The organism is Roseospira visakhapatnamensis (genome assembly GCF_014197915.1).
GTDB classification, from domain to species: Bacteria; Pseudomonadota; Alphaproteobacteria; order Rhodospirillales; family Rhodospirillaceae; genus Rhodospira; species Rhodospira visakhapatnamensis.
On record NZ_JACIGK010000010.1, the window covers coordinates 37,155 to 50,184 of the forward strand.

Here is a 13,030-nt window from a genome sequence, read left to right on the forward strand (position 1 = left end):
GAGCCGTCAGGTCGACCCGTCCGGCGTCGGGTCGTCGTCCGGCGCGCGCCGATGGCCGTCCAGATGACGGCGGTCGCGTGCCCTGGAGAAGTCGTCGCGGCTCCGGTCCGCCTTGGTCCGGCCGTGACGCGCGCGGGCCTCGGCGGCCTCGGCGGCGGCCTCATCCCGGCGCCGCCGCTTGCGCGCCCGCCTGAGGTTGACGATCTCGACCATGGCGGCATGTCCTCCGCGCGGACGCAAGCCGGTCGGGCCACCGGCTTCGGCGACCCGCCTTGACGGCCGTCGATGTCACGCACGGCAAAAAAGGGGCAGCCGAAACCGGCCGCCCACACCAAACCGTCCGCGGAGGCAGGCGATCGCGCGCCTCAGCCGGCCGCCTGCTCCTGAGTCGCGACGTCCTGACTCGCGACCACGGCCGCCACCTGACGCTTCAGGCGCCGCAGCTCCGGCGGCAGCTTCGCGGCCGGCGTTTCCAGCAGGAACGCGTCGATACCGCCCTTGTGCTCGATGGTGCGCAGGCCATGCACGGACAGGCGCACGCGCAACGTCCGCTTCAGCGCGTCACTCATCAACGAGGTCACCTGAAGGTTGGGAAGGAAGCGGCGCTTTGACTTGATGTTGGAGTGACTGACATTGTGGCCAGTCTGCACGCCCTTGCCCGTCACGGCGCAACGTCGGGCCATGGTTGTGTCCTCTTCTTGATCAGGTCGTGGTCGTGGTCGTGGCGCGTGGTCCGCAGAGGGTCGCGCGGACCTCAAGGGAAGCGGGGTTCTACCCGGATCGCCGCGCCGCGTCAAGGACATCGCGGCCATCCGCGCGGGTCCGGAGCGTCAGGCACCCGCGCCCCCGCCGCGATCCGGGCAGGGACCGGTCACACCCGATCCCCGCCGGAGGGGGCCGCATGGCCCCGTCCGCCCGCCCGGCGCCAGTCCTTATCCGAACAGCTTGTCGATATCGTCCTGCCCCATGCCGCCGCCGTCCTCGGCATCACCGTCGGAGGCCTTCTTGTCGGTGGCCGGTGGCTTGGCCGCCGTCTTGGATGCCGTCTTGGATGCCGGCTTCGCGGGTGTGGTCGCGGCCGGCGTCTGATCCGGGTCGGCCGCCGGCGCGGCCGGCGCGGTCGGCGCGGCGGGTGCCGCCGGCCCCTCGTCGAACAGCGCGTCGATGTCCGTCTGCGAGGCCGTGCCCCCCGCCGGCGACAGGGTCGACGTGGTGGTCCCGCCCAGAAGCGCGTCCACCTCGGTCTGGGTGACGCCATGCCCCTTCAACTGTGGCCCTTCGAGGAGCTTGTGGTCGGTATCGGGGGGCGGCACGGTGTCCGTCGGCGGCTCCGCCGTCGTCAACCCCTCCTCGCCCCAGATGGTGATCAGCGCGTTCACGCGACGCTCGATGTACTGCAGCGTCTTGACCACCTTGGTAATGCGCTGGCCGGTGATGTCCTGGAAGCTGCAGGCTTCAAAGATGCCGCTGATGAGATCGGGGATCTGGTCCAGCCGCGCGCTGACCGTCGCATCCTGGATCTCCGAGCGCACGGCGAGGAAAATCTCGTCCACGCTCTCGGCATTCTCCATGATGGTGTTGGTGGCCGACTCCGTGTTGTCGACGATCGCATCCAGTTGATCGGACATGGAGACAAAACGATCCTCGGCCGAACCCGGCTTGCGGATGGCCGCGATCTCCTGACGAATACGCTGAATGTGATCGAAAAGCCCGCGAAGTTCCTTCTTCAGGATCCGGACGTCGTCATCGTTCTCCATGCCCTGAATTGCCTCATGGTCTGGTCATACACGCATCAAGTGACAACAGTACATCCTTAGCCAGCCGCTGTCCCGTCAAGAGACCGCGCATTCTCCCCGCCGAGCCCGCTTTTTCGTCCGCATCGGGCCCGATCCGTCATGGGCGCGGGTCGCGGGTCCCGGATTCGGCCGCCTTGGGCGCCTGCGTCGGGGCCGTCGCGTCGGGCCGGCGGGCGCCCGCCCCGGCATCGAGCACGTCCGGCCCGGCCGACGGGAAGAACAGGGCACTGAACGCCAGAGCCTCCAGCAGGCTCCGGTCCTCGCCGTCCAGCGTATCCAGCAGCCGGCGTTTGGCCCGATGGGTCACCAGGGCATCGCGGATCAGCGCCACGCGGTCCGCCGACAGGGCCTCCTCGTTCGGCACCCGTACCGGGGGATCCGCGCTCGACGGCACCCTGGCCGACGAGGGTCGGGCGGGCGGCGCGGCCCGGGTCGCCGATGCCGTCCGGCCCGGCCGCGACGGCGCGCGGGACCGGCCCCGGCGTCGCCGCGCCCCAAACAGCGCCATCACCCAGGACCAGAACCGGCCCATCGATCACCCCCGCCAATCCTGTCATGGATCCGTCTCGCGGCACCGGGCCATGGCCCACCGCTCTCACATTTCGGGCTCCCGACGGCCCCCGTCGAGCCCCGCGCCCCGCGCCGGATACTCGGGCCCACGCGGGTCGGGGGGCCGGTCGTCCACCGCCACGTCCCCGGCCGTCAAGCCGGGACCCCGCGGCGCGTCGGCGCCGGCCTGCGGCCAGGGTCGCGACGGCGACTCCGGATCCATGGCCGGATACTCGTCGTCCTTCGGCGACCAGCCGCCCGGCGACCGCCGGGCGCCCCGGCCATGGCGCCAGTCGGCCAGCCGCAACCGCATGTCGTCCGTCAGGCGGCCGATCGGTCCGGCGGGTCCCAGGACCGCCTCCAGTCCGCGCACCACGCGGTCGGCGAAGCCGTCGCGGGGTTCATGCCCCCGACCGTCCACGCCCGGCCCGATGGGTCCCTCGCCATACCCTGGCGGTGGCCGATCCGGCATGTCAGGCTCGCCGGTCCACCCCCGGGATTGGGGCGGGCCGTCCCGTTCCTCCAGCACATCGTTCCAGCCCGACCCCGGTTCCGCGACCGCCGTCCAGTCGTCCGGCGGCGGCGCCGTCTCCAGCGCGCTCCCCTCGGTCCCGGGCGTGATCGCCGCCGGCGGCGGTCCCAGCCGCTGATGCACCACCGCCGCCACCGCCTGGAACAGGGCATGGACGCGGTCGAGCGGACTGTCCTCCAGCACCTCGCGCACCAGCTTGTCGGCGTCGTATTCCTTGGCCAGGGCCGACAGCCTGTCGTATCGCCGCAGGAAGCGATAGAGCCCCCCCAGGGCCACCTCGTCGTTGATGACCCGATCCGCCAGATCGTCGACGAACCTCTCGGCGACGGAGCGTTCCAGGATCGCATGACAGAACGCCCAGGGGTCCCCGGCGGCGTGCAGCGCCCAGAGGTATTCCGTATCCTCCGCGCCCAGCACGCCCAGGCGACCGATGAGCATGCCCGCCTGGCTGTTGAGGTCCTTCAAGGCGAGGTCGGCGCCGTTCAGGAAGGACTGCCGGCGCGCCTGTTCCTGCATCTCGATGCTGGTGCGGACCAGGGCCTCGATATCGCCGGCGGTGCGGCCGGCCTGCCACTGGGCCTGCAACACCGCCTCCTGCAACCGGCGCTGCCCCAGCGCCAGCAGCACGAAGGCGGCAATGAGCCAGACGGCCGCCAGCGGCGCGCCGATCGAGGCCAGGAACACCGCGAAGTCCGTGGGATGGGAGGCCATCACCTGCCCCCAGCCGGGGCCATCGGCCACGTACCGGTGAACCAGGCCCAGCCAGACCAGGGATGCCAAGCCCGCCGCCGCCAGCGTCAGGAGGGACGCCGGCGTCGGACCCGTGGCGCGCGAGACGTTCCGTCGATTCACATCGCCTCCGCCTTGGACCGGATCGCCGGACACCCGCGCGGACCCATCCGCATCACCGCTCCCGACCACGCGCCACCGCCCGGGGGACGGCCGGCGCCGCGAGGCGGCGCGTGTCCCTGGGTCCGACAGATCGGATCAGGGGCCGACTGTGGTTAGACTAGACCAGAACGCGCGGCGTGGGAACCGTGCGATCGGCGGCCCCGGGACGGTGGCGAGAGAGAAGACGCGGCCACCGATCCGCCAGGGCGCGAGACCGGACCCGAGGGAGCCGGGATCGGGGGGACCGGGATGGGAGGGGCCTGGGTCCCGGGGTCCGGCGTCCCCGACCCAGGGGCATCGGGATCCGGCGTCTCGAAAAGGTCGCCGAGCCGGCGCCGAACATGGTCGATCAATTCCCGACCGACGCCATCCGGATCCAGGATGCGATTGCGCGCGAGATCCCGCCGGATATCCGCCAGACCCTGCCGCACCTCGCGCTCGAACACCTCCGGTCGCCCGCCGATCCTGGCTTGCCAGACCACGCCCAGGGCCAGGGACTGCGCCACGTGGGCCGCCGCCGCCCGCCGCGAGGGCTCACTGGTCCGGTCCCCGCCCGCGTCGTCCGCCGCCCCCAGGGCCACGGCGGCCTCGTCGATCACGGCCACCACCCGGCGGGTCAGGGCCTCCACCCGGTGCCGCCGCCTGCGGGCCTCCAGACGGTCCACCCCAACGGCGGCCATCACCGCCGCGACCACGACGCCGACCAGGGTCCAGGCCATCGTCATGTGGCCTTGCTCGAACAGGGTGGTGATGCGCGACAGAGTCAGCGCGGCCCCGGCGGCCAGGAGCACGACGCCCAGCTTCTGGGTCAGGGACCGCGCGACGGCAATCAGAAGGGGCGCGGCCAGGACGAACATCATCAGGCCCGACAGGGGACCCAGGCCATCCGGGTGCAGACGGTCTCGCGGCGACGACAACCCCAGGTCCACCAGACGCTGCCCCCGCTCCATGGCATCGAACACGGGCACGGACAGGACCAGGGCCACGATGACGGTCAGGAACAGGGCCGCGAGATTGTTCCAGGCGTTGCGTGACATCGGCTGCCCCTCCCCTTCGACCGGGTTCGCACGCCCCGAGGCGGAGCGCGCGGATCCGGCCTCTCGGACGGCCGCCAGACTCTCCGGCGCCTACCGTTAGGGTAGACGAAGCAACCCGTGGCTCGCAGTGATCACCGTCACAGGGTCCGTCCGCGCGCCCCGTCGTCCGGATCGGACTCCGGTGGGGCCTCGGGCGGCGGGTCAAGCCCGAGTCGCCGATTGATCGCCGCCCGCCGCGCGGCGGGATCGACGGCCACGGCATCTTCGGCCGCCCGCCGTCGCAGCAGCATGGAGATCGTGGTCACGAGACCATCGGCGCGCCGGTCCTCCATGGCGCCGGTGATCGCCGGGGCCGGATCGCTCCGAGTCGCCACGTCGGTCTCGGGTTCCGGCTCGGGTTCGGGCTCGGGCTCCGGCTCGAGTTCGGGCTCAGGCTCCGGCTCCGGCTCGGGTTCGGGTTCGGGCTCAGGTTCCGGCTCGGGTTCCGGATCAGGTTCGGGTTCCGGTTCAGGCTCGGGCTCCGGTTCCGGATCAGGCTCAGGTTCGGGCTCAGGCTCAGGTTCCGGATCAGGCTCAGGTTCCGGATCAGGCTCAGGTTCGGGCTCAGGCTCAGGTTCGGGCTCCGGTTCAGGCTCGGGTTCCGGTTCAGGTTCGGGCTCTACACGCGGCTCTGGCCATCCTGGGTCAGGGTCCGGATCAGAGGGCGGCGCCGTCCCGGCCGGCCGCGTCGACCCGGTGGCCGGTTCGCGCCCGAATCCGGATGGCATGGGCGGCGAGACCGGCGCCACGGCGGCCGGCGGCGGCATCGGCACGGTCTGTGGCGGCGGGGCCGACGGCTGCCCCTGAGGGGGCCCCCAGGCCCAGGCCGGCGGCGCGGCGGCGGGGACGGGGGCGGGCGCCGGAGCCGGTGCCGGCGACGGTCCGTAGGGCCAGACCTGGCTCGCCGGTGGGGCGGGCGGCGTCCAGCCCCAACCGGGGGGAGCCTCCTGTGCCGGCGCGGCGGAGTGTCCCCACCCCCACCCCGGCGGCGGCTGCGGTTGGGGACCGGCCTGTGGGTGGGAATTGTTGGGGTGTGGCTGCGGATAGGGATAGGCCGGCGGCGGTTGGGGCGGCTGCCGGGCCGCGTCCCAGCCCCATCCCTGGGGGCCTGGCGCGGCGTACGGTGCCTGGGAACCGGGCGATGGGGAGGACGGCGCCCCGTAAGGCTGCGGCGACGGCGGCTGGCCGTACGGCCCCGGGCCGAACGGGGGCGCCCCATGGACCCCGGGCTGGCCGTGCGACGGAGTCTGGCTGTAGGGCGCCGGCTGTCCATACGCCGGGGACTGGCCGTAGGACGGCGGTTGCGAATAGGGCTGCGACGGCTGGCCCTGGTATGGCTGGCCCTGGTACGGCGCCGGCTGCGGAGGATACGGCTGGGGCTGGGGCTGCGACTGCCCGTCCCAGACCCCAGACGGATGCGGGGCACCAGGGACGATTGCGGCGTTCCAGACGGCGCCATCGCCCCCCGACGGCGGCGGCGGGCTCGGCATGGCGGGCGGACGCGCCAACGATGGCGGCGGAGACGCGGGGGTCGGGGGCGCCGGTGGTGGTGGTGGCGCCGGCGGCACCGAAAGAGGCTCCGGCCGTGGCGGCGGCGCCGGTTGGGGGATCGGTTGGGGGCTCGGTTCGGGGGCACGGGGCGGCGCCGGCTCCGGGACGGGCGCCGGTGGTGGTGGTGGTGGCGCCGGGGGTCGCGGTCGCGGGGGCGGCACCGGGGGAGGCGGCGGCGGAGGCGGTGGTGGAGGCGGCGGCTCGGGCGGCGGCACCGGAACGGTCGACGCGACCGGAGGCCGCGCGGCGGCGGCCTTCTGGCCTTGCAGGCGCAGCCACACCTTGGCCACGTCCTGCGTCCCGCCGACCCAGCCGCGCATGTCCCGCATCAGGTTGATCACCTCCTGCGGCGATCCCGCCTCGGGCGGGCGCCGAATGGCGAAGCGGGCCTCGCCCAGGACCACCGTCAGTCCCTCCACCGACAGTCCGCCGGTGTACGCCCGGATCGCCGCCATCTTGGCCTTCAGCGCCAACACCGGATTGGGCACCGCGACGGCGCCGTCGCGCCCGTTCACATGCCAGTGGGGATCGTCCGCCGGAGCGGTGATGATGCCCTCCATGCCGGCCGGCTCCAGCAGGAACACCGCATGCTGCAAGCGCAGCACGGCGGCCGCAACCAGGGGCTCGCCATCGGACCCGGTGTCCGGCAAGGGCAGGTCGCGGATGATGTCGTAGCCCATCTCCTGAAGATGACGCAGCAAGGTGGTCCACGTGGTCCAGTTCGGATCCGCGTCGTTGGCGCCGGCCGGCCTGAACAACCGGGTCCAGACGCTGCGCCGCTCGGCTCCGTCCCCGTTCCTGCTCGCCGCCATCTGATCGTGCCTCCGACTCTGACTGTCTGCCCGAAAAGCCTCGGACAGCCCGGCCTGGGGGCTGACGTCGATGACACCCCCAGCCCACCGTGTCCATCGAGACGTTTCGGACGGGCTCTGAAGGGTGACACGGATCCCCTTCCGTGGCTTGAAGAACATTGTGGAAAGTTTCCCGAGTAAAGGCAATGCCGGGCCGAGGATCACCGGGGCCGGCATTGCCGGCCCGACACCGGTGGACATCACGCCGCAACACCCCACATGGTTCGGTCAGGGTCGCAACCACGATCCGACCCGACTTCGACTCCGCGCCTCCGCAGTCCAAGGACCCGTCTCATGGCCGATCTCGCGTCCACCGACACGAACGACGTCCCCTCTCCTTGCGTGGATATTTGCACGCTGGACGACGCCCGGGTGTATTGCGTGGGCTGCGGTCGGCATATCGACGAAATCCGCACCTGGCGCCGCATGACCGCCGATGACAAGCGCGCCGTCTGGGCCCGGTTGCGGCAGGACGCCGCCGAGGCCGGCTAGTGCAGCGACGCTTGCATTCAAGGGATTCCCCCTTGAATGCAAGCGTCGCTGCACAAAATATTGTTATTAGTGCACTTTCGATCCAGACAATAGAATGCGAACTGCATCTTTTGTCTGGATCAGTGCACTAGCCGTCAGTCGGACTCATGCCAGCGGCGGATGAGGGTGACTCATCCGCCGCGCGGCACCGGCCCGGGAATGGCGCCCCCTCAGGCACCGCCCGGATGACGCACCGCTTGCGGGTCACCCCCGGGCGGCCTACACCCGATCCATGACGGACACGCTCACGGCCATCCTTCCGGTGTTCCTGGTGATCCTGCTGGGTCATGCCCTGCGGCGGGCGCGGTTCGTGCCGGATGCCTTCTGGGTGGCGGCGGAGAAGCTGACCTACCTCATCACCTTTCCGGCCTTGCTGACCGCCAATCTGGCGCGCGCCGACATGGGCACGGTGGCCTGGGGACCGTTGATGGCCGTCCAGGGGATCGCCGTCCTGGCGGTGGCCGCCCTGACCATGCGGCTGCGCCCCCGGCTGGGCCGAACACTGGGTCTGTCGGATCCCGGGTTCACCAGCGTCTTTCAGGGCGCGATCCGCCCCAACACCTACGTCGGCCTGGCCGTGGCCGCCGCCCTGTTCGGGCCGGCCGGCGTGACGCTGACGGCCATCTGCATCGCCGCCGTGATCCCCCTGGTCAATGCCCTGGCCGTCGCCTGCCTGGCGCGATTCGGGGATGGCCAGGGGGGCGGCCCGGGCGCCGTGCTGCGCGGCATCGTCACCAACCCGCTGATCCTGGCCTGCCTGCTGGGCCTTCTTCTGAACGCCTCCGGCCTGGGCCTGCCGCCGATCCTGGGGCCGTTCCTGGACATCCTCGGCCGCGCCGCCCTGCCCGTGGGCCTGCTGGCGGTGGGTGCCGGGCTGTCGGCGGGCGCGCTCCGCCAGGGGGCGGGCGCCGTGACCGTGGCCTCGGCCGCCAAGCTTCTCGTGCTGCCGCTGCTGGTGTGGGCGCTGTGCGCGCTGGCCGGGCTCGGGGCGATGCCGACCACGGTGGCGGTGCTGTACGCCGCCCTGCCCTGCTCGGCCTCGTCCTACGTGCTGGCGCGGCGCATGGGCGGCGACGCCCCCCTGGTGGCCGGCATCATCACCACCCAGACCATGCTGTCGGCGGCGACGATTCCGCTGCTGGCGGTGGTCCTGGGCATCGCCGCGCGGTGACGAGCGGCGCCGGCGCCCGACACCCCCCGGCGGACCGGCCTGTCAAGGTCTTTCTTTCTCGCAACCCACTACATATTGTGCCGCGCACCCCCTGGCGGCACCATAAAACGGTTGCCAGGGTCCGGGGCGAACGCCTATCCTTTGGGCCTGTTTCCGATTGACCTACCATATCCAGTGGGACACGGCGCCTCGGCGACATCGTTTCGAGCGCCCCGCCGTGGCCGTGCGCGCGGCACGCCGCGCCCGCCCCACCGAGGCCAATCCAGCCCCGCGACCATCACGGACCAGCGACTCAGGGAGAGCGGCACGCCATGCGCATCGACCGGCACTACACCACCGAGGGCCAGGACCCCTACGCCGACATTGCCTTCCGCCGCACGGCGAGCGAGATCCGCAATCCGGACGGCTCGCTGGTGTTCCGCCAGGAGGACATCGAGGTGCCGGCCGCCTGGTCGCAGGTGGCCTGCGACGTGCTGGCCCAGAAGTATTTCCGCCGGGCCGGCGTGCCGGTCGCGCTCAAGCCCGTGCGCGAGGACGACGTGCCCGACTGGCTGTGGCGCCACGAGGCCGATCCCGAGGCCCTGGCCGCCCTGCCCGAGGACGCCCGCATCCTTGGTGAGACCAGCGCGCGGCAGGTGTTCGACCGGCTGGCCGGCACCTGGACCTACTGGGGGTGGAAGGCCGGCACCTTCGACTCCGATGCCGACGCCCGCGCCTACTACGACGAAATGCGCCACATGCTGTGCACCCAGATGGGCGCCCCCAACAGCCCGCAGTGGTTCAACACCGGCCTGCACTGGGCCTATGGCATCGACGGACCGTCCCAGGGCCACTACTACGTGGACTACCGCACGGGCGAACTGGTGGCCTCGCAGACCGCCTACGAGCACCCGCAGCCCCACGCCTGCTTCATCCAGTCGGTGTCCGACGACCTGGTCAACGACGGCGGCATCATGGACCTGTGGACCCGCGAGGCGCGGCTGTTCAAGTACGGGTCGGGCACCGGCACCAACTTCTCGTCGCTGCGCGGCGAGGGCGAGCCACTCTCCGGCGGCGGCCGCTCCTCGGGCCTGATGAGCTTCCTGAAAATCGGCGACCGCGCCGCCGGCGCCATCAAGTCGGGCGGCACCACCCGGCGTGCCGCCAAGATGGTGATCTGCGACGTGGACCACCCGGATATCGAGACCTTCATCGACTGGAAGGTGAAGGAGGAACAGAAGGTGGCCGCGCTGGTCACCGGCTCGAAGACGCTGGCCCTGCATGTCAATGCCGTGCTGACGGCCTGCCGCCAGTGGGACGGCGCCGCCGACGGAAACGACACCACGGGGGGGCGCTTCGATCCCAAGGTCAACAAGGGCCTCAAGAAGGCCATCCTGGCCGCCCGCAAGGCCCTGGTGCCCGAAAACAGCATCCAGCGCGCCCTCCAGGTGGCCCGCCAGGGCTACGCGGCCATCGAGTTCGAGACCTATGACACGGACTGGGATTCGGCCGCCTATCACACCGTCTCGGGGCAGAACTCCAACAACACGGTGCGGGTCACCGACACCTTCCTGAAGGCCGTCGAGCAGGACGCCGACTGGGACCTGATCCGGCGCACCGACGGCAAGCCCGCCCGGACGCTGAAGGCCCGCGCCCTGTGGGAGCGCATCTGCGAGGCCGCCTGGTCCTGCGCCGATCCCGGCCTGCAGTTCGACACCACCATCAACGAGTGGCACACCTGCCCGGCGGGGGGCCGCATCAACGCCTCCAACCCGTGCTCCGAATACATGTTCCTGGACGACACGGCCTGCAACCTGGCGTCCCTGAACCTGATCGCCTTCGCCGATACCACCGGCGTCTTCGATGCCCGGGGCTTCCGGCATGCCGTGCGCCTGTGGACCATCGCGCTGGAAACCGCCGTGCTGATGGCGCAGTTCCCGTCGCGGAAAATCGCCGAGCGCTCCTTCCAGTACCGCACCCTCGGCCTGGGCTACGCCAACATCGGCGGCCTGCTGATGGCCTGCGGCCTGTCCTATGACAGCGACCAGGGCCGCGCCCTCTGCGGCGCCATCAGCGCCTTGATGACCGGCGTGGCCTATGCCACCTCCGCCGAGATGGCCGAGGAGATGGGCCCCTTCCCCAAGCATGCCGAGAACGCCGGGTCCATGCTTCGCGTGATCCGCAACCATCGTCGCGCGGCGCGGGGCGAGACCACCGGCTACGAGGGCCTGTCCACCGCCCCGGTGCCGCTGGACCATGCCGCCTGTCCGCAACCGGCGCTGATCGACGCCGCCGTGGCCGCCTGGGACCAGGCGCTGTCGGTGGGCGAGGCGCATGGCTTCCGCAATGCCCAGGTCTCGGTGATCGCGCCGACCGGCACCATCGGCCTGGTCATGGACTGCGACACCACCGGCATCGAGCCCGACTTCGCCCTGGTCAAGCACAAGAAGCTGGCCGGCGGCGGCTACTTCAAGATCATCAACCGCATGGTGCCGCGCGGCCTGCGGGCGCTGGGCTATGACGAGGCCGCCATCGAGCGCATCACCCGGCACGCGGTGGGTCACGGCACCCTGGCCGGCGCGCCCGCCGGCGACGGCGCCCTGACGGTCGAGGCGCTGCGCGCCAAGGGCTTCACGGACGAGGCCCTGAACCGTGTCGAGACCGCCCTGGGCAGCGCCTTCGACATCCGCTACGTCTTCAACAAGTGGACCCTGGGCGAGGACATCTGTGTCGGGACCCTGGGGATGGATCCGGCGCGCCTGGACGATCCCGGATTCGACCTGCTGGCCGCGCTGGGCTTCTCCCGGGCCGCCATCGACGCCGCCAACGTCCACGTCTGCGGCGCCATGACCGTGGAGGGCGCGCCCGGCCTGAAGCCCGAGCATCTGCCGGTGTTCGACTGCGCCAACGCCTGCGGCCGCCTGGGCACCCGCGCGCTGTCCATGGACGCGCACATCACGATGATGGCCGCCGCGCAGCCGTTCATCTCCGGCGCCATCTCCAAGACCATCAACATGCCCAACGAGGCCACGGTGGCCGACTGCGATCGGGCTTACCGCACCTCCTGGGCGCTGGGCCTGAAGGCCAACGCGCTCTACCGGGACGGCTCCAAGCTGTCGCAGCCGCTCAATGCCCAGGTCCTGGAGGAGGACGACGACCAGGACGCCGTCGAGGAGAGCGTCGCCGAGCGGGTGATCGACTCGCCCCAGGCGCAGCGCGCCGCCGTGGTGGCCGAACGGGTCATCGAGCGGGTGGTGCACCGCACCCAGCGCCATCGCATGCCCGACCGCCGCAAGGGCTATACCCAGAAGGCGGTGATCGGCGGCCACAAGGTCTACCTGCGCACCGGCGAATACGAGGACGGCAAGCTGGGCGAGATCTTCATCGACATGCACAAGGAGGGCGCCGCCTTCCGCTCGTTGATGAACAACTTCGCCATCGCCATTTCCATCGGCCTGCAATACGGCGTGCCGCTGGAGGAGTTCGTCGAGGCGTTCACCTTCACCCGCTTCGAGCCCCAGGGCATCGTCGAGGGCAACGGCGCCATCAAGATGGCCACCTCCATCCTGGACTACATCTTCCGCGAGGTGGCCATCTCCTACCTGGGCCGCAACGACCTGGCCCACGTGGTGCCCGACGACCTGCGCAGTGACACGCTGGGCAACGGCAACCAGGAAGGCGACTTCGCCGAGGACTGGGAGGACGAGGAACTGCCCCGCTCCGTCTCCGCCGGCTACGTGCGCTCCAACCTCTACGTCCTGCACGGGCATCGTGGGACGCATCACGGGGTGCACCAGGGCGGGGCGGGCGCCATCGAGGCGCGCGCCGTGGGCTCGGACCTCGCCGTGACCACGGGCGGCGCGGTGACCGTGAGCACCACCGAAACCACCGCCGTGGCCATGGCCGTGGGCGGCGGGTCCGGTGGGGACGCGGGGGGCGCCACCATGGCCCGCATCCGCGAGGCGCGCATGAAGGGCTACGAGGGCGATTCCTGCGGCGAGTGCGGCAACTTCACCCTGGTCCGCAACGGCACCTGCCTCAAGTGCGACACCTGCGGGGCGACCAGCGGCTGTTCGTGAGGGCCCGGAACCGGGGCCGAGGCG

10 protein-coding genes are annotated in these 13,030 nt (G+C 71.4%); 3 read left to right on the plus strand and 7 right to left on the minus strand.

Translation table 11 applies throughout. The annotated features are described in order from the left end of the window. Nucleotides 1-6: 6 nt before the first annotated feature. The 7 genes from GGD89_RS08015 to GGD89_RS08045 all read right to left on the minus strand — a co-directional run bounded on the left by GGD89_RS08015 (nucleotide 7) and on the right by GGD89_RS08045 (nucleotide 7,207). Nucleotides 7-213, minus strand: a complete 207-nt coding sequence (locus tag GGD89_RS08015) for a DUF4169 family protein (RefSeq protein ID WP_184043928.1) — start codon at nucleotides 211-213, stop codon at nucleotides 7-9. A 152-nt stretch (nucleotides 214-365) separates the two neighbouring features. Beyond that, nucleotides 366-683 carry a 50S ribosomal protein L28 gene (gene rpmB / locus GGD89_RS08020; RefSeq protein WP_184043930.1) on the minus strand — a complete coding sequence of 106 codons (318 nt, stop codon included), beginning with the start codon at nucleotides 681-683 and terminating at the stop codon, nucleotides 366-368. A 249-nt stretch (nucleotides 684-932) separates the two neighbouring features. Beyond that, entirely contained in the window at nucleotides 933-1,766 is an 834-nt protein-coding gene (locus GGD89_RS08025) for a protein phosphatase CheZ (protein WP_343058565.1), read from the minus strand. A 127-nt stretch (nucleotides 1,767-1,893) separates the two neighbouring features. After that, complete coding sequence (locus GGD89_RS08030) at nucleotides 1,894-2,160, minus strand: hypothetical protein (RefSeq protein ID WP_184043932.1); 267 nt, start codon at nucleotides 2,158-2,160, stop codon at nucleotides 1,894-1,896. Nucleotides 2,161-2,391: 231 nt separating this feature from the next. Next, nucleotides 2,392-3,729, minus strand: a complete 1,338-nt coding sequence (locus tag GGD89_RS08035; RefSeq protein ID WP_184043933.1) for a hypothetical protein — start codon at nucleotides 3,727-3,729, stop codon at nucleotides 2,392-2,394. Nucleotides 3,730-3,881: 152 nt separating this feature from the next. Continuing rightward, nucleotides 3,882-4,805: a hypothetical protein gene (locus GGD89_RS08040; protein WP_184043935.1), complete on the minus strand. Its 924-nt coding sequence runs from the start codon at nucleotides 4,803-4,805 to the stop codon at nucleotides 3,882-3,884. A gap of 137 nt (nucleotides 4,806-4,942) precedes the next feature. Continuing rightward, nucleotides 4,943-7,207 (minus strand): hypothetical protein, encoded by a 2,265-nt coding sequence (locus GGD89_RS08045; RefSeq protein ID WP_184043937.1) that lies wholly within the window; start codon nucleotides 7,205-7,207, stop codon nucleotides 4,943-4,945. 333 nt (nucleotides 7,208-7,540) lie between these two features. Between GGD89_RS08045 and GGD89_RS08050 the strand changes: the two genes are divergently transcribed. The 3 genes from GGD89_RS08050 (at nucleotide 7,541) to GGD89_RS08060 (ending at nucleotide 13,006) form a co-directional block, all read left to right on the plus strand. Next, nucleotides 7,541-7,738, plus strand: a complete 198-nt coding sequence (locus GGD89_RS08050; RefSeq protein WP_184043939.1) for a DUF1289 domain-containing protein — start codon at nucleotides 7,541-7,543, stop codon at nucleotides 7,736-7,738. 271 nt (nucleotides 7,739-8,009) lie between these two features. Further along, complete coding sequence (locus GGD89_RS08055; RefSeq protein WP_184043941.1) at nucleotides 8,010-8,948, plus strand: AEC family transporter; 939 nt, start codon at nucleotides 8,010-8,012, stop codon at nucleotides 8,946-8,948. A 311-nt stretch (nucleotides 8,949-9,259) separates the two neighbouring features. After that, nucleotides 9,260-13,006 (plus strand): vitamin B12-dependent ribonucleotide reductase, encoded by a 3,747-nt coding sequence (locus GGD89_RS08060; protein WP_184043943.1) that lies wholly within the window; start codon nucleotides 9,260-9,262, stop codon nucleotides 13,004-13,006. Nucleotides 13,007-13,030 lie beyond the last annotated feature (24 nt).

Excerpts from the sequence above, each read along its gene's own strand:
- GGD89_RS08015 (WP_184043928.1), bottom strand. The coding sequence starts at position 213 with ATGGTCGAGATCGTCAACCTCAGGCGGGCGCGCAAGCGGCGGCGCCGG.
- rpmB (WP_184043930.1), bottom strand. The coding sequence starts at position 683 with ATGGCCCGACGTTGCGCCGTGACGGGCAAGGGCGTGCAGACTGGCCAC.
- GGD89_RS08040 (WP_184043935.1), bottom strand. The coding sequence starts at position 4,805 with ATGTCACGCAACGCCTGGAACAATCTCGCGGCCCTGTTCCTGACCGTC.
- GGD89_RS08045 (WP_184043937.1), bottom strand. The coding sequence starts at position 7,207 with ATGGCGGCGAGCAGGAACGGGGACGGAGCCGAGCGGCGCAGCGTCTGG.
- GGD89_RS08050 (WP_184043939.1), top strand. The coding sequence starts at position 7,541 with ATGGCCGATCTCGCGTCCACCGACACGAACGACGTCCCCTCTCCTTGC.
- GGD89_RS08055 (WP_184043941.1), top strand. The coding sequence starts at position 8,010 with ATGACGGACACGCTCACGGCCATCCTTCCGGTGTTCCTGGTGATCCTG.
- GGD89_RS08060 (WP_184043943.1), top strand. The coding sequence starts at position 9,260 with ATGCGCATCGACCGGCACTACACCACCGAGGGCCAGGACCCCTACGCC.